General features: G+C 67.7%; 18 protein-coding genes and 1 riboswitch. Of the genes, 12 read left to right on the forward strand and 6 right to left on the reverse strand.

Translation table 11 applies throughout. The annotated features are described in order from the left end of the window. The first annotated feature begins 62 nt into the window (after nt 1–62). From rpoH to FBZ90_RS17565, 8 genes are all read left to right on the forward strand, one after another. Nucleotides 63–944 (forward strand): RNA polymerase sigma factor RpoH, encoded by an 882-nt coding sequence (rpoH, locus tag FBZ90_RS17530; protein ID WP_145734075.1) that lies wholly within the window; start codon nt 63–65, stop codon nt 942–944. Nucleotides 945–1,265: 321 nt separating this feature from the next. Next, on the forward strand, nt 1,266–2,621 hold the full coding sequence (locus FBZ90_RS17535; protein WP_145734077.1) for a pentapeptide repeat-containing protein: 1,356 nt from the start codon (nt 1,266–1,268) through the stop codon (nt 2,619–2,621). Nucleotides 2,622–2,668: 47 nt separating this feature from the next. Then, nucleotides 2,669–3,010: a PilZ domain-containing protein gene (locus tag FBZ90_RS17540; RefSeq protein ID WP_145734079.1), complete on the forward strand. Its 342-nt coding sequence runs from the start codon at nt 2,669–2,671 to the stop codon at nt 3,008–3,010. 739 nt (nt 3,011–3,749) lie between these two features. Continuing rightward, on the forward strand, nt 3,750–3,986 hold the full coding sequence (locus FBZ90_RS17545; protein WP_145734081.1) for a hypothetical protein: 237 nt from the start codon (nt 3,750–3,752) through the stop codon (nt 3,984–3,986). Next, nucleotides 3,983–4,792 carry an N-formylglutamate deformylase gene (gene hutG, locus FBZ90_RS17550; protein ID WP_145734083.1) on the forward strand — a complete coding sequence of 270 codons (810 nt, stop codon included), beginning with the start codon at nt 3,983–3,985 and terminating at the stop codon, nt 4,790–4,792. Before FBZ90_RS17545 ends, hutG begins: the two co-directional genes overlap by 4 nt. Before the next feature lie 45 nt (nt 4,793–4,837). Continuing rightward, nucleotides 4,838–6,355 (forward strand): histidine ammonia-lyase, encoded by a 1,518-nt coding sequence (gene hutH / locus FBZ90_RS17555; protein ID WP_145734084.1) that lies wholly within the window; start codon nt 4,838–4,840, stop codon nt 6,353–6,355. Nucleotides 6,356–6,398: 43 nt separating this feature from the next. Further along, nucleotides 6,399–7,079 carry a GntR family transcriptional regulator gene (locus tag FBZ90_RS17560; RefSeq protein WP_145734086.1) on the forward strand — a complete coding sequence of 227 codons (681 nt, stop codon included), beginning with the start codon at nt 6,399–6,401 and terminating at the stop codon, nt 7,077–7,079. Between the two features lie 129 nt (nt 7,080–7,208). Next, on the forward strand, nt 7,209–8,672 hold the full coding sequence (locus FBZ90_RS17565) for an APC family permease (protein WP_145734087.1): 1,464 nt from the start codon (nt 7,209–7,211) through the stop codon (nt 8,670–8,672). Here FBZ90_RS17565 and FBZ90_RS17570 read toward each other — a convergent pair whose 3' ends face one another. From FBZ90_RS17570 to FBZ90_RS17590, 5 genes are all read right to left on the reverse strand, one after another. Beyond that, nucleotides 8,673–9,089, reverse strand: a complete 417-nt coding sequence (locus FBZ90_RS17570) for a type II toxin-antitoxin system VapC family toxin (RefSeq protein ID WP_145734089.1) — start codon at nt 9,087–9,089, stop codon at nt 8,673–8,675. Then, nucleotides 9,086–9,337, reverse strand: coding sequence for an AbrB/MazE/SpoVT family DNA-binding domain-containing protein (locus FBZ90_RS17575; RefSeq protein ID WP_088874709.1), 252 nt, complete (start codon nt 9,335–9,337; stop codon nt 9,086–9,088). Before FBZ90_RS17575 ends, FBZ90_RS17570 begins: the two co-directional genes overlap by 4 nt. Before the next feature lie 72 nt (nt 9,338–9,409). Further along, nucleotides 9,410–10,723, reverse strand: a complete 1,314-nt coding sequence (locus tag FBZ90_RS17580) for a spinster family MFS transporter (protein WP_211102131.1) — start codon at nt 10,721–10,723, stop codon at nt 9,410–9,412. 88 nt (nt 10,724–10,811) lie between these two features. Continuing rightward, nucleotides 10,812–13,049: a TonB-dependent receptor gene (locus FBZ90_RS17585; protein ID WP_246130471.1), complete on the reverse strand. Its 2,238-nt coding sequence runs from the start codon at nt 13,047–13,049 to the stop codon at nt 10,812–10,814. An 86-nt stretch (nt 13,050–13,135) separates the two neighbouring features. After that, entirely contained in the window at nt 13,136–13,915 is a 780-nt protein-coding gene (locus FBZ90_RS17590; protein WP_186455875.1) for an alpha/beta fold hydrolase, read from the reverse strand. A gap of 337 nt (nt 13,916–14,252) precedes the next feature. On the opposite strand from FBZ90_RS17590, the gene FBZ90_RS17595 reads away from it, so the two are divergent. The 4 genes from FBZ90_RS17595 to FBZ90_RS17615 all read left to right on the forward strand — a co-directional run bounded on the left by FBZ90_RS17595 (nt 14,253) and on the right by FBZ90_RS17615 (nt 17,797). Further along, a complete protein-coding gene (locus FBZ90_RS17595) occupies nt 14,253–14,861 on the forward strand; it encodes a TetR/AcrR family transcriptional regulator (RefSeq protein WP_186455876.1) in 609 nt (202 codons plus the stop codon). A gap of 74 nt (nt 14,862–14,935) precedes the next feature. After that, a complete protein-coding gene (locus FBZ90_RS17600) occupies nt 14,936–16,441 on the forward strand; it encodes an AMP-binding protein (RefSeq protein WP_145734095.1) in 1,506 nt (501 codons plus the stop codon). Then, a complete protein-coding gene (locus tag FBZ90_RS28150; protein ID WP_211102132.1) occupies nt 16,438–17,229 on the forward strand; it encodes a MaoC/PaaZ C-terminal domain-containing protein in 792 nt (263 codons plus the stop codon). Before FBZ90_RS17600 ends, FBZ90_RS28150 begins: the two co-directional genes overlap by 4 nt. A 41-nt stretch (nt 17,230–17,270) precedes the next feature. Beyond that, nucleotides 17,271–17,400, forward strand: a riboswitch (SAM-I-IV-variant riboswitch). A gap of 46 nt (nt 17,401–17,446) precedes the next feature. Then, nucleotides 17,447–17,797 carry a hypothetical protein gene (locus tag FBZ90_RS17615; RefSeq protein ID WP_145734097.1) on the forward strand — a complete coding sequence of 117 codons (351 nt, stop codon included), beginning with the start codon at nt 17,447–17,449 and terminating at the stop codon, nt 17,795–17,797. Nucleotides 17,798–17,813: 16 nt separating this feature from the next. Here FBZ90_RS17615 and FBZ90_RS17620 read toward each other — a convergent pair whose 3' ends face one another. Then, the gene (locus tag FBZ90_RS17620) at nt 17,814–19,115 is read right to left on the reverse strand and encodes a TetR/AcrR family transcriptional regulator (protein ID WP_186455877.1); all 1,302 of its coding nucleotides are present in this window, start codon (nt 19,113–19,115) and stop codon (nt 17,814–17,816) included. Nucleotides 19,116–19,143 lie beyond the last annotated feature (28 nt).

A 19,143-nucleotide genomic window follows, 5' to 3' on the forward strand; every position in this document is an offset into this window, starting at 1 on the left:
CATCCGGTACCGGGGGGATCGCCCGATATCCGGGGATCCTTAGCCGTGAAAGGTTGTTGACCATGGCCACCTTGCCCGCCATCCCCGCCATCAGCTCGGAATCGAGCCTGTCGCGCTATCTCCAGGAAATCCGCCGCTTCCCCATGCTGGAGCCGGAAAAGGAGTTCATGCTGGCCAAGCGCTGGCAGGAACATGAGGACGGCACGGCCGCCCACCAGCTGGTGACCAGCCACCTTCGCCTGGTGGCCAAGATCGCCATGGGCTACCGCGGCTATGGCCTGCCCCTGTCGGAACTGATCTCCGAAGGCAACGTCGGCATGATGCAGGCGGTGAAGCGCTTTGACCCCGACCGTGGCTTCCGCCTGGCCACTTACGCCATGTGGTGGATCCGTGCCGCGATCCAGGAATACATCCTGCACAGCTGGAGCCTGGTGAAGATGGGCACGACGGCCGCGCAGAAGAAGCTGTTCTTCAACCTGCGTAAGCTGAAGGGCCAGATGCAGGCCATCGATGACGGCGACCTGTCGCCCGAGACGGTGACCGCCATCGCCACCAAGCTGGACGTGCCGGAACAGGACGTCGTGTCCATGAACCGCCGCCTGGGCAGCCCCGACCACAGCCTGAACGCGCCCCTGCGCGTGGATGGGGAGGGCGAGTGGCAGGATTGGCTGGTCGATGAGACGGAAAGCCAGGAAATCCGCCTGGCCGACCGGGAAGAGCTGGGCAAGCGCAAGGCCCTGCTGGCCGGCGCGATGAAGGGCCTGAACGACCGCGAGCGTCGCATCCTGGCCGAACGCCGCCTGCGCGACGACCCGACGACGCTTGAGGATCTGTCGCAGGAGTTCGGCATCAGCCGCGAGCGTGTGCGCCAGATCGAGGTGCGGGCGTTCGAAAAGCTGCAGAAGGCGGTGAAGAACGCGGCGCTGGAAACGCATCTGGCCTAAGCCTGGACTTTCCCCCAGGCAGAAGGCTGGCGGTCGGCAGAAGCGGTCGATGGCAAGGATGTTTGAATAAGACGGCGGGGCCCTCGGTCCCGCCGTTACCTTTTATGGCATGGGGGCCGCGGCAATTCTGACAAACGGTGATAAAGCCAGCCTGCCACCTTCCGAATAAAAAGGAGAAAAAAGAAAGCGACCACACCTTTCGGCGCCGCCTTTATTTTTTTCATCTCTGGCCGACCAAGTCGGGCTTAAAGACCTTTTATTAACGATCACAGGCTATCACCATAAGCGACGCGTTTATGAATCAAAGAGCCTGAGACCGATATGAGCCACAAGGCCGACCTCGACAGCCTGGACATTGGATATCGGCGCCTGTCGGCCGCGGAGATCGAGCAGGCGCTGACCCTGCATCTTCGCTACCTGCAAGGTCAGCGGGGCGGGGCGCGGGCCTGCCTCAAGTTCTGCGACCTGTCGCACGCGGTGCTGCGGGGCCGGGTTCTGGCGGATGCCGACCTGACGGGTGCCCGCCTCAGCGAGGCCGACCTATCGGATGCCGATCTACGCTCCGCCTGTCTGTTCGGGGCCGATCTGCGGCGCGCCACGCTGGAACGGGCCAACCTGGTCCGTGCCGACCTGCGCGGCGCCGCCTTCAGGGGCGCCAGCATGCAGCGGGTGATGATGGTGGAGGCCGACCTGCGGGATGGCCATCTCATGCGCAGCAAGAACGGGGAATTGACACCCAACGTCCAGGGCAACGCCTCCGCCGAACTGGCAGAGGCGTCCATGACGCGGGCCGACCTCAGCCACGCCAAGCTCTCCAACGCCTTCGTCATGCAGACGGACTTGCGGGATACGGACCTGCGGGGCGCCGTCTTCATCCGGGCGGATCTCAGCGGGTCCGACCTCACCGGTTGCAACCTGGAAGGGGCGGACCTGTCGGAGGCCAACCTCAGCGGCACCAAGCTGGACGGGGCCGTGCTGACCCGCGCCCTGCTTCGCAGCACCAACCTGTCCAAGGCCAGCCTGCTGGGCGCGTTGCTGGACGACGTGGACTTGTCCATGGCCAACCTGACGGGGGCCGACCTGGTGCGGCGCCTGGACGATATCGCGGGCACCATCGGCGAAACCTTGCGCCGTCACCGCCTGTGGATCTTGAGCAACGGCGGCAAGGGGCAGCGGGCCGACCTCTCGGCGCTCGACCTCAGCGGCCAGGACCTGTCCAACCTGAACCTGTCGGCCGCCATCCTCAAGCAGGCGAACCTGAAGGGAGCGAAGCTCAGCGGCACGGTACTGGCCATGGCTGATCTGTCCATGGCGGACCTGCGCCACGCGGACCTGGCCGGAGCCGATCTGCGCGGCGCCTGCCTGGAGCGCGCCAGCCTCAACGAGGCCAACCTGGCCAACGCCGTGGCATGCCCCATGGATTTGCGCAACGGCCACGCCTGGCCAACCAATTTCAACAAGGCGCGCATGGTGCGGGTGAACCTGGCCGGCGCCGACCTGACCGCCGCGCGGCTGGAGGATGGGGACCTGACCCAGGGCAATTTGCGCAACGCCATCCTGGCGGGCGCCAGCCTGACGGATGCGATCCTGACCATGACCGACCTGCGCGAGGCCGACATTCGCAACGCTGACTTCCGCGGCGCCAAGAACCTGTCCGCCGAGTCCCTAGCCCTTTGAGTGGGGCCCTTTGAGTGGGGCCCCTGTGATTGTGGTAGAATGGCACTATGACCAGCACCATCTCCCCTCAGTCAAACGACCGTCGTAAAGCCGTGCGCCAGCCCGGCGAGGCCTATCCTCTCCGCGTGGGTCGCGAACCGGCGCGCCTGGTCGACTGGTCGGTCAAGGGTGTCGGCCTGCAACTGCGGGGGGGTGTCGACACCCTGGCGCCGGGTCAAACGCTGACGGTCAGCATCCACAGTGAGCTCACCAACGGCGTGGCGCTGTTCCCCGTCGTCGTCCGCCGGGTAGATACGGAACGGCGCGTCATCGGCGCCGATTTCCTGGATGAGGCGGAGGACGCCGCCAACTTCCTCGCCTGCCTGCTGGCGATGTCGGACGCCCGTTAGGGCAGATCGGCCAAAGGTGAGATCCCCTTTGGGCGCGAAGCTGCTCATGGACAGACTCAGCTGGTGCCGGCTGCGTCTGGCTTTACGCGGCCGGCACCAGTCCTGGACAGGACACCCCGCCCGCACACGCCTCGCACAGGCGTTGCCGTCCAGCCAATAAGCCCATTCCGGCGGGCGGCCAGGCTGTAGGGCGCGTCGTCGCACCGTGTGGGCGATGCCGCCGCCAGCCCGTGAAATTTCAGAATAACTGGCACCGTCCAGGCGCAATTCAAATTCCGTCACCCGCCCACCGCCGAACACCAGGTGGGCGTGGCGGCTGATCAAGCTCGGCGTGATCCACCGACCGCCGGCATCCCACACCTGCACCGCCAGGGTCTCCGGCCGGCCGGGAAGCTCCGCAGGGCGGCCAATCCAGGAGCTTCGGCCGTCTTTGACCGCCAGGGTGCCATTTTCGGCGCCACCGTAAGGCGTTGCCGCCTCCGCCGCCATGGTGGTCGGGTTGGCGTTCACCCATAGGGGTTCCCGCCGCTGGGCGGTGGCGCGATGATCAGCGGGGGATGGGGGCACGCCTCTTAAGGATTCCTGACAGGTCAGATTATCCGACAAGTCTTTACGATCGATCAATCCGCCGCTAGGATGGGCCCGTATCGTCGTCCTGGCCACCGAAATTGGCAGTTCCGGTGATCAACTGGCGGCTATCGATGGCCGCCAGCCGGCGAAGCAGGCAAGAGGCATGTCAATGGGCTCCCCCCTTCCGCCGCGCGGTGTCAACACGCGCACCCTATTCATCGGCCTGTCCCAGCCGCCCGGCGGCTGGAACCGCGATGTGGCCACAACACCCAATGGTGAGCGCCTGGAGGAACCGTACTGGCCGGACCATGACCGGCGCCTTCTGACAGGTCACCACTTGGCCATCGACTGCGCCCACCGCCATGATCTGGATGCGCCTATGGTTGGCCCCATGGTCGGCAAATGACGGCGCCGGTGTTCACCTTCCGGCAGGGGACGGCGCCGCTGCTGATCTCCTTCCCCCATGTCGGCATCCAGGTGCCGGGCGATATCGCCCCCCGCCTGGTGCCGGAGGCGCATGCCCTGGTCGACACCGACTGGCATGTCGACGCGCTGTACGACTTCGCGGACGCGATTGGCGCCTCCACCCTGGTGGCGGGCTACAGCCGCTATGTCGTGGATCTGAACCGGCCGGCGGATGACGCCAACCTCTATCCCGGCCAGGCGGGCACCGGCCTGATCCCGGAGGTGATGTTCGACGGCACGCCCTTGTATCTGCCGGGGCAGGGGCCCGACGATGACGAAAAGGCCGTCCGCGTCGCCACCTGTTGGCAGCCCTATCACGCCCAACTGTCGGCGGAACTGGACCGGCTGAAGGCGCAGCACGGCTACGCCCTGCTGTGGGACGCGCATTCCATCGCGGCGGAGGTGCCGCGCCTGTTCGACGGCCGGCTGCCCGACCTGAACCTGGGCAGCAACGCCGGGGCCTCCTGCGCCGGCAGTTTCGCCGACGCGGTATTCGGCGTGGCGCAGTCCAGCGGCTATAGCGCCGTGCTGAACGGCAGGTTCAAAGGTGGGCACATCACCCGCCACTACGGCCGGCCGGCGGCGCATGTCCACGCCCTGCAACTGGAGCTGTCGCAGGACACCCACCTGGCTCCCGGCCTGGTGCCGGCGCTGGACAGGAACCGCTGCGGCAGGCTGCGCCCGGTGCTTCGTTCCATGATCGAAACCTTTCTGTCCTCCGCCGCCCAGCATTACGCCGGCGCCTGAAGATAGCCTCATAGCATTTTGTTTTTCCTCGGGAGTTCTCGTGCCATGCACACCCTCACCCTGGTCCCCGGCCACCTGACCCTGGCTGACCTGCGCGCCACCCTGGCCGGGCCCGTCCGCCTGCTGGTGGACGACGCCACCCTGACGCACGCGGAGAAGTCCGCCGCCACGGTGGACGCCGTCATGGCCGCCGGCCACACGGCTTACGGCATCAACACCGGCTTCGGCCTGCTGGCCAAGACCCGTATCGGCAATGACCAACTGTCTCAGCTTCAGCGCAACCTGGTGCTGAGCCACGCGGTGGGCACCGGCCCGCTGCTGGACGACGCCATCGTCCGCCTGATCCTGGTGCTCAAGATTTCCAGCCTGGCGCGCGGCTATTCCGGCGTGCGCGGCAGCGTCATCCGGGCGCTGGTGGCCCTGGCCAACCATGGCGTCTACCCCTGCATCCCGTCCAAGGGCTCCGTCGGCGCCTCGGGCGACCTGGCGCCGTTGGCCCATCTGGTGGCGCCGCTGCTGGGCGTGGGCGAGGTGCGGGTGGACGGCCAGATCCTGCCCGCCGCCGAAGGCATCAAGCGGGCGGGGCTGGTGCCCATGGAGCTTGGCCCCAAGGAGGGCCTGGCGCTGCTGAACGGCACCCAGGTGTCGACCGCCCTGGCCCTGAACGGCTTGTTCGCGGCGGAGCGGGTGTTCCAGGCGGCTCTGACCGCCGGCGCCCTGTCGGTGGACGCGGCGCGGGGCAGCGACACGCCGTTCGACGCCCGCATCCATGAACTGCGCGGCCAGAAGGGCCAGATCGACACCGCCGCCACCTATCGCCGCCTGCTGGACGGCAGCGCCGTGCGCGCCAGCCACCTGGATTGCGAGCGGGTGCAGGACCCCTATTGCCTGCGCTGCCAGCCGCAGGTCATGGGCGCCTGCCTGGACCAGTTACGCATGGCGGCGGGTACCCTGCTGATCGAGGCCAACGCCGTCACCGACAACCCCCTGGTCTTCCCCGATACCGGCGACATCCTGTCCGGCGGCAACTTCCATGCCGAGCCGGTGGCCTTCGCCGCCGACCAGATCGCCCTGGCCCTGGCGGAGATCGGCAACCTGTCGGAACGCCGCATCGCCATGCTGGTGGACCCGCACCACAATGGTGGCCTGCCAGCCTTCCTGGTGAAGGACGGCGGCATCAATTCCGGCTTCATGATCGCCCACGTCACGGCGGCGGCCCTGGCCAGCGAGAACAAGGGTCTGGCCCATCCGGCCTCGGTGGACAGCATTCCCACCTCCGCCAACCAGGAGGACCACGTCTCCATGGCCACCTGGGCGGCCCGCCGCCTGATCGACATGGCCGACAACGCCGCCGGCATCGTCGGCATCGAGGCGCTGGCCGCCATCCAGGGCCTGGAGTTCCATCTGCCGCTGAGGACCTCGGAAGCATTGGAGGCGGCCCGTGCCAAGCTGCGCGCCGTGGTGCCGGCCTACGACCAGGACCGCTACTTCGCCCCCGACATCGCCGCCGCCAAGGCCCTGGTGGTGAACGGGGACCTGGGCGCGGGGCTGGCGTTCGAGTAAGAGGGGCGGCACCGGGGCGGTATGAGCGGGAGGGGAGCGGACCTTGACCACCACTGAGGAACGCCTGAGCGAACGGGCCTACCAGGCCCTGCGCGCCGACATCATGCTCTGCCGCCTGACGCCCGGGCAGCGGGTCAGTGAGGCCCTGCTGGCCGAGCGGCTGGGCTTCGGCAAGGCGCCCGTGCGCACGGCCCTGGCCCGCCTGTGCCAGGAGGGGCTGATGGCGGCACGGGCGCGCAGCGGCTTCACCGTGGCGCCCATCACGCCCGAAGACATCATGCACTGCTTCCAGATCCGCTTGGCGCTGGAGCCCATGGCCGGGCGGCTGGCGGCGGGGCGGCTGACCACGGCGCATGTCCGCCGGCTGGTGCGGGCCACCACCATCACGGTGGAACCGGACGACCCCGACCAGCATCGCAAGATCCTGGAAGCCGATCAGGATTTCCACGAGACCATCGCCGAGGCCTCGGGCAACCCGCGCCTGCACCAGATCCTGCGGAACCTGTACGAGCGCGGGCAGCGCCCCCTGTTCATGGGCATCCCCCAGTCGGAGGGGGCGGCGGCCTACCGGGCCGGCAGCCAGCCAGTGCTGGCCGCCCTGATCGCCGGCGATGGCGAGAAGGCGGCCCAGTTGCTGTACGAGCATGTCTATACCGGCCAGAATTTCGTCATCGAGGCGGTGCTGCGCCAATACCCATCACCGGAGGATGAAGGCGTGGATTAAAAATTTGATCGCGTTCAGGGCCCGGGCTGGGACGGGCGTCCCGGAACGTGCTAGGACGGGAATAATGGATAGGACAGGGCCCCGGACGTGCGGCCCACCTGATTGGCGCGAATGGGGAAAGGGACGGGTATGGGGTTATGGACGGTCAAGCCGGTCGATGCGCTCATCGCGGCCGGTGAGGGGAAGCACGGCGCCGCGAAGCTGACGCGCGGCCTGGGAACATTGGATTTGATCCTGGCGGGCGTGGGGTGCACGGTGGGGGCCGGCATCTTCGTCATGACCGGATCGCAGGCCGCCACCCACGCCGGCCCGGCCGTCGCCATCTCCTTCGCCTTCGCCGCCCTGGCCTGCCTGTTCGCCGGGCTGTGCTTCGCCGAACTGGCCACCGTCATCCCCGTCGCGGGCAGCGCCTACAGCTATACCTACGCCACGCTGGGTGAAATGGTGGCCTGGCTGGTCGGCTGGAACCTGGTGCTGGAATACATGATCAGCGGGTCGGCCGTGGCCGTGGGTTTCTCCGGTTATCTCAACGCCTTCCTGGAGCAATGGGGGGTGCATCTCCCCACCAACCTGGCGTCGGCCCCCTTGTCCTATTCGGATGAGAAGGGTTTCGAGTGGACCGGGGCCTTCATCAACGGGCCGGCCGTGTTCATCATCGCCCTGTGCGGCGTGATCCTCAGCCTGGGCATCAAGGAAACGGCGCGCTTCAACAACATCTCCGTGGCCATCAAGGTCGGCGCCATGGTGCTGTTCGCGGTGGTGGGCATCTTCTACGTCGACACCGCCAACTGGCACCCCTTCATTCCGGCGAACACGGGCGACGGCGCCTTCGGCTGGTCCGGCGTGTTCCGCGCGGCCGGCACCCTGTTCTTCGCCTATATCGGCTTTGACGCCGTTTCCACTGCGGCGCAGGAGGCGCGGTCGCCCCAGCGCACGGTGCCGCGCGGCATCCTGGGCGGCCTGGCCGTCTGTGTGACCCTGTACGTGGTGGTGGGCCTGGTCATGACCGGGCTGGCGCCCTACACCATGCTGGACGCGCCCGAGGCCATCTTCATCGCTATCCATCATGCCGGGCCGGCCCTGGCCTGGCTGGGCATGATCATCAACCTGGCCGCCATCCTGGGCCTGGGCTCCGCCATCCTCATCTGCAACTACGGCCAGATCCGCATCTTCTACGCCATGGCGCGCGACGGCCTGATGCCGCCGTCCTTCGCCTCGGTCAACCCGGAACACCATGTGCCGTGGCAGGCGACGCTGTGGGTGACCCTGGCCGCCGCCATCATCGGCGGCATCGCCCCCCTGGACGTGCTGGGCGACCTGGTGTCCCTGGGCACGCTGATGGCCTTCGCCCTGGTCTGCGTCGCCACCCTGGTGCTGCGCGTGCGCGACCCGCACCGCCCGCGCCCCTTCCGCGTGCCCTACCTGCCGGTGGTGGCCGTCGTCGGCGCCGTGATCTGCGTGGCGCTGATGATCTCCCTGGGCCTCAGCAACTGGATCCGCTTCGGCGCGTGGAGCGTGCTGGGCCTGGCCATCTACTTCGCCTATGGCATGCGCAACTCCGCCCGCCAGCGTGAGGCGCAACTGGCGGAGTGATCAGCCGGCGGACAGCAGAAGGGCGGGTTCGGAAGCGTTCCCGCCCATGCGCCGCCAGCGATTGACGGCGCCACGATCAAACGAAACAAACACTTCACCACCCTTGTCCCGGCCATCGGTCGCGATGACCCCATCGGCGAAGTCGCCCCCGGTACGTAAAAACGCGATGCCCGCCATCAGCGCCTGCCTATCGATGACGATCGCGTCTACAAGAAGCAGGCGTTCCAACTGATCCGCTATATCGGATGTGGAGAGGCGATACGCGCGTCGTAATACCCATACCGCCTCACAGACTGCGGGCAGGGGAATGACGATCCGCGTCGCTTTGACCAATAAGGCCCGCGCCTGCGTCGCCTGTTCGGGGTCATCTTCAATGAAAACGCGGACGAGAATGTTGGTGTCGACTGTAATCTTCATCGTTCGCCAGCCCAACCGGCCGCGATCGCTTCATTCATCTCGTCAATGGTAAGGACGGGCTGGCCGGGCCGTTTCAGCGCACCGAACAGCTCCGTTATGGCTAGGCCCGGTTTGGCATGGACCTGGACCCGGCCATCCGGCAATAGATCGACCACGACCTTGTCGCCTGGCCCTATGCCTAAGTGAGCCAGGACCTCCTGACGCAGGGTGACTTGGCCCTTGGCTGTTACCGTCAGTTCGATGGACATGGGGAAAAATCCCTCCCGTGGGGAATTCCCACATTGTAAGGCACGTAGCCCTTACTCGCAACTCACTGGACTTCACCCCTCCCAATCCCGTTCCAGGCGGCGGCTGGAAAAGATGAAGAACAGGGCGCTCAACAGGTAGAAGCCCAGGCCGATCAGCATGGAATAGCGCAGGGCCTCGGCGCCGAAGTGGGGCTTGAGGGCGTCGGACAGGCGGCCGAAAAAGAAGATGCCGAAGCCGATGCCCACCAGGTTGTTGATGAACAGGAAGATGGCCGAGGCGGTGGCCCGCATGGCCGGCGGCACCACATGCTGCACGGCGGCGATGATGGGGCCCAGCCAGGCGAGGCCCAGGGCCAAGGGCAGGGTGCATAGCGCCGCCACCAGCCACAGCTCCTTGGCCAGGAAGCCCAGGGCGTAGAGCGGCACCGCGATCAGGAAGGCCACGGCCGGCACCAGGGGATAGGCCGCCTTGGCGCGGCCGCCCAACCGGTCGGCCAGGGCGCCGCCCGCCCAGATGCCCAGCGTTCCCGCCACCAGGGTGCCGCCGCCCAGCAGCAGCGAGACGTCCGTCAGCGCCATGCCGTGCATGCGGCCCAGGAAGGACGGCATCCAGAACGCCAGCCCATACCCCAGGACGGAGCAGGAGGCGGCCCCGGCGGACAGCAGCCAGAACGACGGCTTGGTGCCCAGGATGGCCAGAACGGCCCGTAACGGCACCGGGCTGCCCGCGTTCTTCACGGCGTCGAACGCGCCGCGCGCCGGCTCACGCACCGTCAGCAGGAAGATCGGCGTCATGACTAGGCCAGCGATGCCGCAGACGGTGAAGGCCAGGCGCCAGTTCACCGCTGTGGCGATGTAGCCGCCCAGCAGGATGCCCAGGGCGCTGCCGAAAGGGATGCCGAAGGAATAGACGGCCAGGGCGCGGGCGCGCTGCTGCTTGGGGAAATAGTCGCTGATCAGGGAATAGGCGGGAGCCACGCCGCCGGCCTCCCCCACGCCCACGCCCATGCGGCACAGGAACAATTGCCAGAACAGGCCCACCTGGCCGGTGAGTGCCGTGAAGCCGCTCCACAGCGCCAGCGACACGGCCATGATGCGCACCCGGCTCATGCGGTCGGCCAATCGGGCGATGGGAATGGCGAGGAAGGTGTAGAACAGGGCGAAGGCCGGCCCGCCCAGCCAGCCCAACTGGGTGTCGGTCAGGCCCAGCTCCGTCTTGATGGGCACGGCCAGGATGCTGAGGATCTGACGGTCCACGAAATTCAGGGTGTAGACCACGAACAGCGCCGCCATCACCAGGGCGCGGTATGCCGGCCGGACCAGGGCCGGGGCCAGAACCGGTGACGGAGGAGGGGCGGCGGTCTCGGTCATCGTGCTCTCGCTCATGGGTGATCCTGGCTGGTCTCTAGCATAGTGGGGGCGGGCGGAACCGCTGATCTGAATCCCGCCCGCCCAGGCGCCGGACGCGCCGGTATCAGAAATGCAGGCCAACCGTGCCGGTGATGGTGCGCGGCGGGCCGTAATAGGCGGCGAAGGAATTGGCATAGGTGGCGCCGCCGAAGGGGTAGCCACCCACACGGTACCGCTCGTCCGTCAGGTTCTTGGCATGCAGGCCCACCTGCCAGTGATCATCGGCGGAGGTCCAGATGAAATTCAGGTCCAGCAAGGTGTAGCCTGGCTGGTCCAGGATGCTGGCAGTGTCGTACAGCTGGGTGAAGCTGCGGTACGACACGCTGGCGGAGGAGTTCAGGGTGCTCTTGTCATCGAAGGGCAGCAGGTAGGACAGGGTGAAGCCGGTGGTCCATTTGGGCGTGTTTTGGAAGCCGCGGGTGTTGGCCACGTCCACGTATTGCTTGCTGGCCAGGTCGTAGGACAGGAACTTGTCGAACTGCGCCAGGGTGTAGCCGACATTGGCCTGGGCCGTCAGCTCGCGGGTCAGCTTGGCCACGGCCTCCAACTCCAGGCCATAGATGTGGCTGGCACCGGCGTTGTCGACGAAGCTGGCGATGCCGGTGGCGGTCGGCACCTGGGTCGTCACCTGCTGCCCGCTGTAGTCGGCGTAGAAACCGGCCAGGTTCAGGGTCAGGCGCCGGTCCAGATAGTCCCCCTTCAGGCCCACCTCATAGCTGTTGACCGTCTCGGGGTTGTAGCCCTTGACCGTGTCGGGGGTCAGCACGGCGTCGCCGCGCATGTCAAAACCGCCGGACTTGAAGCCTTTGGAGTAGGAAACATAGCCGGTCATATCCGGCGTCAGCTTATAGCTGACGCTGGCGCGGGGCGTGAACTCGCCGAAGCCGCGGTCGTTGGTGTAGTTGGTGCGGATGGAGAAGGGGGCCTGCTGCTTGCCGCCGAACGCCGGGCTGCGGATGCCCAGGTAATAGGCGCGGTAGACGCTGCCCGTCTTGTCGTCGTTGGTGTAGCGGCCGCCCAGCGAGACCTTCAGGTCGTCGGTGATGTCATAGCTGAGGTCGGTGAAGCCGGCGATGCTCTTGGTCTTGACCGAACCGGACGTCAGGATGCTGAGACCCAGGTTCTGCACGTCGGTGTCGAAGGCGCCGGCCGCCGTGGCATCCATGTAATAGATGCCGGCCACACCCTGCAGCCGCTCACCGGTGTAGACGGCCTGGACCTCCTGGCTGAACTGGTGGTCCTTGTACTGGGCGGGCACGTCCAGATAGGGCTGGGGCAGGTTGTCGAAGTCGATGTTGGTCTGGGTGTAGCCGTCCCGGTAGGCGCTAATGGCCTTGAACAGCCACTGGTCCGACACCTGCCATTCCGCCGTCAGCGATAGGCCCCGGTTGGTCACGAAGTTATGGTCGCCGACACCGGCCATGGTGTCATAGACGTCGGCCAGGGGCGGAGTGCCGGCCGGTGTCGCCGTCTCGCGGTGGCCGCTCTTGGCGTTCGACATGTCGTTGGTCTGGTCGGCCGCCACCTTGATGGTGAATGTTTCGGTGGGCTTGAACTCCGCGCTGATGCGGCCAGCCACCACGTCCTTATTATACTGGTCGGCGCCGGTGTATAGGTTGTGGCCGTAGCCGTCATGGCGGTAGATGGCGACGGCGCCGCCGATGGCGAACTTCTCGCTGAGCGGCGTGCTGCCGGACAGGATGACGTTGTGCTCGTTATAGCTGCCGATCTCCACCCGGGCGTTGGCGGTGGGCTGGTCGGTCATGTCGCGGGTCACGTACTTGATGGCGCCGCCGATGGTGTTGCGGCCGTACAGCGTGCCCTGCGGCCCGCGCAGCACCTCGATACGGCTGACGTCATAAATGTCCAGCACCGCACCTTGCGGTCGGGCGATATAGACGTCGTCGACATACAGGCCGACGCCGGGCTCAAAGCCCCACAGCGGGTCCTGTTGGCCCACGCCGCGGATGAAGGCGATGAGGGTGGAGTTGGAGCCGCGCGCCACCTGCACCGTGGTGTTGGGTGACTTGTATTCCAGGTCGGTCAGGTTGACCGAGCCCTGGGCCTGCAACTGGTCGGCGGAAATGGCGGTGACCGCCACCGGCACGTCCTTCAGGTTTTCCGCCCGGCGGCGAGCCGTCACCACCACCTCCTGTATCGTGTCGTCCTCCGGGGCGGGGGTGACCGCTTGCGCCGCCGCCCCTTGCGCCCATGCGACATTCCCCATGACCAGGCCCGCGACCGAGGCCCGCGACATCCCCTTCAGCATCCGCCCCAGCGTCCAATCTGCAGCCTTGCCCATGTCCTTACCCTCCCGTTCTTTCCTTCGTTGATCGCCGTTTCCCGCCGGTTCCAACCAGTCAGGGCCAGCCTGCCAGGACCAGCCTGTCAGGGCGGCAGGCCGGCGGCGAAGCCGGCGATGATCTCGTTGAAGCGTTGCGGCTCCTCCAAATGCGGGGCGTGGCCGGAGGCGGCGAAAGTGACCTGCCGCGCCTGGGGCAGCGCCGCCACCAGCCAGTCCGCCGTGCCGGCGGGGTAAAGCTGGCTCAGGGCGCCCCGCAGGACCAGCATGGGCAGCCGCAAACTGCTCAGGTCCGCGCGAAAGTCCTGGACCAGAAGGTCCAGCCACAGCGCGGCCATGGCGTCGGCATCGCAGGCCGCGATCTCCGCCTCCGCCCAATGGCGCAGGTCGGTGCGCGGGGTGCCGGCGGCGAAGATGCGGCGGGCGATGCGCGGGGCGAAGGCGACCCAGTCGGCGGCCAGCAGGCGCGCCGCCTGGCCCCCCCGCGCCTGAACGGCCCCGCGCAGTCCCCAGGGCCAGCCGGCGCCATTGCACAGGCGCGGGCTCATGTCCACAACCACCAGAGCCGCCACCCGGTCGGTCATACCGTCCAACAAGGCGCGCCAGGCCACCATGGCCCCCATGGACCAGCCGACCAGCACGGCGCCGCGCAGGTCCAGGGCGGCCAGCAAGGCGCGCAGCGCCTCCGCCTGGCCCGTCACCGTGGGCCGGGGGGCGGGGGTGGCGCCGTGGCCGGGCAGGTCAGGGGCCAGCACCTGGAACGAACCGGCCAAGCCGGCGACCTGCGGGGCAAAGAATCCGCCATGCGTGGCCCAGCCGTGCAGCAGCACCAGGGGGCGCCCCTGACCCGCCAGGCGGTAGGCCATGAGGCCGCCGTCAGCCGGTGTCAGCGGGCATGCGTCCCCCCCGCGTGGCCGGGCCCCGGCCTGTCGCCCCAGTTCGTGCATCGGTGTTTCCCGCGCTTCGTGGTATCCACCGACACGAGCGTGCCGGCGGACCATCCTCCCGCCGACATGCTTGCCGTAAGATGAAAGTTGAGTCAACGTTCAAGTTATGAAAAACAAGAGAGGGAGGTGGGCCATGGTGCAATCGCGGGGTGCAATGGGACGGGACACGGTGGGGCGGGACGAAGTAGGGCAGGTTACGGACGCTAGCGAGGATGACGCCCTGACGCGGGACGGAATGGACGGACGGGAAACCGATATGCCAACGGCGGAGGCGGCGGGCGGCGACAAGGCCCCGCGTACGGAGCGGGGCAAGCGCACGTTGCGCAAGCTGCTGGACGCGGCCGCCCTGGAATTTGGCGAGCGCGGCTTTCACGAGGCGTCGGTCAGCGGCATCACCCAACGGGCCGCCGTGGCATTGGGCACCTTCTACACCTACTTCGACAGCAAGGAATCGCTGTTCCGGGCGCTGGTGGAGGACATGGGGGCGCTGACCCGGCGCTGGATCGCCGAACGGGTGGCCCAGGCGCCCGACCGCCTCACGGCCGAGCGGGTGGGCCTGGAAGCCTTCATCGAGTTCGTGCGCGCCCACCGCAATCTCTATCGCATCGTGATGGAGGCGCAGTTCGTTGCCGAGGACGCCTACCGGCGCTACTATCAGGTGTTCGCCGACGGCTATATCAACAATCTGGAGTCGGCCAAGAAGCGGGGGGAGATACGCGAGGGCGATGTGGAGGTGCGGGCCTGGGCCTTGATCGGCATCAGCGTCTTCATCGGCCAGCGCTACGCCGTCTGGGGCGACGACCGCCCGGCGGCGGAAATCGCGGCCGAGGCCGCCGATTTCATCGCCCGGGGGCTGAAGCCCTGATGTGACATGCCTTGCGTTGACGGGACCATTGCGTAACCGGAACAACAAGGGAGCGGGGCGCGCCGCGCCGCATCATGTGGGATCTGTTCGACCTGACGGCGCAACGCGCCCGGCTGTCGCCTGACCGCGTGGCCCTGGTGGATCTCACCACCAGCGACAGCCTGACCTATGCCGGTCTGGACGATCGCGCCGCCCGCGCCGCCGGCCTGCTGGCGGCCTTGGGTATCGAACCCGGTGACCGCGTGGCGGTGCTGTGCCGCAACCGTCCCGCCTTTTTCGTGCTGCTGTTCGCCTGCGCCAAACTGGGCTGCATCCTGGTGCCGCTGAATTGGCGCATGCCGGCGGCGGAATTGATCGGGGTGATGGCGGATTGCCAGCCCCGCCTGCTGTTCCATGGGGCGGAAGATGGCGCCACGGCGGCGACCCTGCCGGGCGACGTGCCGTGCCTCAACCTTGACGACGGCTTCGATGCGCGGGTGGGGGCGCACCGGCCCCTGTCGGCGCGGGATGTTTGGCCCGCCGACGACGTCTGGTACCTGCTCTACACCTCTGGCACGACGGGGGAGCCCAAGGCCGTGCTTTACACCTATGGCATGGCCATGGCGAACTACGTGAACCTGCGCCAGGGCGTGGATTTGGCGGAAAGCGACCGCACCCTGAACTACCTGCCGCTGTTCCACACCGCCGGCATCAACCTGCACACCCTGCCGCTGCTGATGGCGGGGGGCGAGGTGCTGGTGCGGCCGGGGTTCGACGCCGATGCCGTGCTGGACCTCATCGCCGATGGCCGCATCACCACCTTCTTCGGTGTTCCCGCCGTCTACCGACAGTTGGCGATGCATCCCCGGTTCGCCACCACGGACCTGGGCGGGGTACGGCGTTGGGCCTGCGGCGGCGCGCCGTTGGAGGACGCGCTGGCGCGCCGCTTCGTCGATCGGGGCGCTTATGTCTGCAACGGCATGGGCATGACGGAAACGGGGCCCACCCTGTTCCTGAACGACCCGGCCGGCGCCGAGGCCAAGGTGGGTTCCATCGGCAAGCCGCAGATCCTGTGCCGGGTGCGCGTGGTGGACGCGCAAGGGCGGGACGTGCCCCCCGGGCAGGTGGGGGAGCTGTGGGTGAAGGGCGCCGCCGTCACCCCCGGCTACTGGCGCCAGCCCGCGGCGACGGCCGCGGCCTTTTCAGACGACGGCTGGCTGCGCACCGGCGATCTCGTGCGCCAGGACGATGACGGCTTTTACTATCCCGCCGGCCGCTTGAAGGAGATGTTCATTTCAGGCGGGGAAAACGTCTATCCGGTGGAGGTGGAGAACGCGCTGCTGCGGCATCCCGGCGTGGTGGAGGTCGCGGTGGTGGCCGTGCCGGATGCAGTGTGGGGGGAGGTGGGACAGGCCCATGTCCGCGTCCAGCCCGGCACCGATGTGGAGAGCCTGGCGCGCCATTGCCGCGCCCTGCTGGCCGGCTACAAGGTGCCGCGCCATTTCGTCCTGGTGGACGACTTTCCCCGCACCGCCGCCGGGAAAATCCAAAAGCATCGGCTGAGGGCGCCGCTGCCGCAGGGCCTGGATTTGGCGTCGTGAGCGTGCCGTCGGGGCCTACCCGGGTGGATCGCGTCCTGACCCAGGATGATTTCGCCGCCTTCGCCCGCCTGTCGGGCGACGACAACCCCATTCATCTGGACGCCGGCCACGCCGCCCGCACCCGCTTCGGGCGCACCGTGGCGCATGGCGCCTTGCTGTGCGCGCTGCTGCGCGGGCTGGCGTCCGACGCGCGGCCCGGCCTGCCGCTGGCCCGGCTGGCGGTGACCTTTCCCGCCCCGGCCTATGCTGGCGAGGCGCTGATCTTCCGTGCCGACCCGCAGGACGACAGCCGCGTCCGACTTCTGACCCAGCGCCAGGCCGATGGGCAAGCCGTGTGCGAGGGGGTGGCGACCCTGGCGCCACTGGTCCCCGACGATGGCTGGACCGACCCGCTGGGCGGTTCCACCGCCAGCGTCACCCGCCTCTACACCGACGCGGATCTTGGCCTCTATGAGCGGCTGACCGGCCACCGCCTGCGGGAGCCGCTGGTGCTCAGCCTGCTTTCCTTCCTGTTGGGGGTGCGGCTGCCGGGGCCGGGCACCAACTACCTGAAACAGGAAACGGTGTTCTGGCGCCGAGTGCCGCTGGATGCGCCGCTCGATGCCACGGTGACCATCACCCGGTTGCGGCCCGACAAGCGGCTGGTGGACTTGGCCACGGTGTGCCGTGTCCATGCGACCGGGGGAGCGGGTGAGACCGTCGCCACCGGCCGCGCCCTGGTTCTGGTCCCCCATTGGAATCCGGAACGCTGGGCCAGCCATGCCCAATTGTCGGATTGCCAAGCCTGACCAGTGATAGTATCCAATATCCGACGGTGAAGACGCCGTCATTGTTGCATCAGGAGCGGGGCCGGCGTCCCGCACCAACCTGCCAACCCAGGCAAGGTGGTTTCCGCAGCGCACGCGGAGATGTGGCGGCCCCGGGATTGATCCCGCGCGGCGGCAACCAAGTGGGTCGCAGCGTATGGTCGCATGGCCGGTTCCGTCCGTCTGGAGTGGATACGCCGTGCATATACCCGCCGCCTTCCCCGTAAGCCTTTCCAATGTCGTTACGTCACCGGAAGAAGATCAGCCCACTCTGGCGATCGCCCCCGGCATCGTCACGGGGCCTGGCGACAGCGTTCACCCGCTGCGCGAGGAACGCACGCCCCTGCCAGGCGTATCTGACTGCGTCGCCCGCACCTATGCCGTGGTGCACCGCCGCCATGGCGTCCACACCCACATCTACACGGTGTTGGAGAGCCGGCATCACCAGCGCCGGGTGGTCCACCTGCGCCAGGTGCTGGCGGGCGAGCAACTGGTCGCGGCCCGCGCCTGGGTGCTGGCCGGCCGCCATCTGCGACGCCTGAGTTTCTGACCCCCGGGGAGACGCCTCAGATCCTGGGCATGGCCGGTTGCAGATAGCGCAGCAGGACGATCAACTCACCAGCATAGCCGTCCACGTCGGGCGGCGCGTCCAGGGCATTAAGGATCTGGGCGCGGCCCTGCAGCCAGGTGGAGACGATCTGCGCCTGGAATGGGGAAAGCGAGGATTGGCAGCCCACCACATGGTCGAGGGCCGCGCGGATACGTGATCCCCGATCCTGGCGGAAGGCCAAGTATAGCGGGACCAGCGGTGTGTCGCGGCAGGCCTCCAGCGCGAAGTCGCCCATGGCGTAGGTGGCGTTGCGCCCGGCGATGCGGTCCCCGTCAAGCGGCACCAGCATATGCTCCGCCACGGCCCGCAGAAAGACGCACAGGGGCGGGGGCTCGCGGTGGGTCGCTGGAACCTCCCGCCGCAGATCCTCATGGATCAACTGGAAGGCGCGGCGGATGATGTCGGCACGACAGCGGAAATGATAGGTGGTGGAGGATAGGGAGACGCCCGCCCGTTGCGCCACAGCGCGGTGGGTGACCGCGGCCACGCCCTGGTCGATGATGATGGCGACGGCGGCGACGGCGATGCGCCGCTCGGTCTCACCCCAAGCGTCCACGCCGTCCTGCGCCCTGCATGCCGGGCGGCGCAGGCGCTCATGCCATAGGCCGCTGTCACCCTGCGGATCGCACAGGTAACGGACGTTCTCCGCCACCGACAGGGCGAAGCCCGAGGCGCCACCGGCCACCAGCAGGGTGGAACGGTCCCCCACCAGGTAATGGGTCATGATGTCGGCCACATGGGCCGGCAGGCCGGCCAGGGCGAACAGGTCCCGGTTGCGCGCCTTCCGTTCCTCATACCACGCGGCCAGGATGGGGCGCAGCGCGGGGGTGTGGCGGGCCTGATGGATCAGCTCATACCACACCAACTCGATGGCACCCTGCCGGAAGGACAGATCCAGCGCCTGCACCACCAGCGCCTCCGCCAAGGCCGCCAGGGGCATGCCTTCCCGCCCGACGGACTCGTGGAACTGCACCCAGGTCTGCCGGTCCCGCTCCACCGCCGCCTGGAAGACGGTCTGGGTCAGGCTGTCCTTGTCCCCCAGGTGATAGGGGACGGCGCTGGCGGAGAGACCGGCGGCGGCGGCCAGATTACGGACGCTGAGGGCCTTCAGGCCGCCCTGGGCCAACAGGGTATGGCCATGGTCGATCAGCCGTTCCCGCACCCCGGCCAACGGCCGGGCGGTGGCGCGGGGTGGGGTCGCGGCCCCCGACGCGCGATCATCTGGGATATTGGATAAAGCCGAACGGGTCGGGGACATCAGGCCAGAGTTCATGACCGTGCTTTTT

It is taken from the genome of Nitrospirillum pindoramense (assembly GCF_007827955.1).
Classification (GTDB): domain Bacteria; phylum Pseudomonadota; class Alphaproteobacteria; order Azospirillales; family Azospirillaceae; genus Nitrospirillum; species Nitrospirillum amazonense_B.

What these genes read in the sequence shown, in the direction of transcription:
- FBZ90_RS17580 (WP_211102131.1), bottom strand. Translation starts at nt 10,723, where the DNA reads ATGAGCGAGAGCACGATGACCGAGACCGCCGCCCCTCCTCCGTCACCG.
- rpoH (WP_145734075.1), top strand. Translation starts at nt 63, where the DNA reads ATGGCCACCTTGCCCGCCATCCCCGCCATCAGCTCGGAATCGAGCCTG.
- FBZ90_RS17620 (WP_186455877.1), bottom strand. Translation starts at nt 19,115, where the DNA reads ATGTCCCCGACCCGTTCGGCTTTATCCAATATCCCAGATGATCGCGCG.
- hutH (WP_145734084.1), top strand. Translation starts at nt 4,838, where the DNA reads ATGCACACCCTCACCCTGGTCCCCGGCCACCTGACCCTGGCTGACCTG.
- FBZ90_RS17595 (WP_186455876.1), top strand. Translation starts at nt 14,253, where the DNA reads ATGCCAACGGCGGAGGCGGCGGGCGGCGACAAGGCCCCGCGTACGGAG.
- FBZ90_RS17535 (WP_145734077.1), top strand. Translation starts at nt 1,266, where the DNA reads ATGAGCCACAAGGCCGACCTCGACAGCCTGGACATTGGATATCGGCGC.
- FBZ90_RS17600 (WP_145734095.1), top strand. Translation starts at nt 14,936, where the DNA reads ATGTGGGATCTGTTCGACCTGACGGCGCAACGCGCCCGGCTGTCGCCT.
- FBZ90_RS17575 (WP_088874709.1), bottom strand. Translation starts at nt 9,337, where the DNA reads ATGTCCATCGAACTGACGGTAACAGCCAAGGGCCAAGTCACCCTGCGT.
- FBZ90_RS17585 (WP_246130471.1), bottom strand. Translation starts at nt 13,049, where the DNA reads ATGGGCAAGGCTGCAGATTGGACGCTGGGGCGGATGCTGAAGGGGATG.
- hutG (WP_145734083.1), top strand. Translation starts at nt 3,983, where the DNA reads ATGACGGCGCCGGTGTTCACCTTCCGGCAGGGGACGGCGCCGCTGCTG.
- FBZ90_RS17545 (WP_145734081.1), top strand. Translation starts at nt 3,750, where the DNA reads ATGGGCTCCCCCCTTCCGCCGCGCGGTGTCAACACGCGCACCCTATTC.
- FBZ90_RS17590 (WP_186455875.1), bottom strand. Translation starts at nt 13,915, where the DNA reads ATGGCCTACCGCCTGGCGGGTCAGGGGCGCCCCCTGGTGCTGCTGCAC.
- FBZ90_RS17565 (WP_145734087.1), top strand. Translation starts at nt 7,209, where the DNA reads ATGGGGTTATGGACGGTCAAGCCGGTCGATGCGCTCATCGCGGCCGGT.
- FBZ90_RS17540 (WP_145734079.1), top strand. Translation starts at nt 2,669, where the DNA reads ATGACCAGCACCATCTCCCCTCAGTCAAACGACCGTCGTAAAGCCGTG.
- FBZ90_RS17570 (WP_145734089.1), bottom strand. Translation starts at nt 9,089, where the DNA reads ATGAAGATTACAGTCGACACCAACATTCTCGTCCGCGTTTTCATTGAA.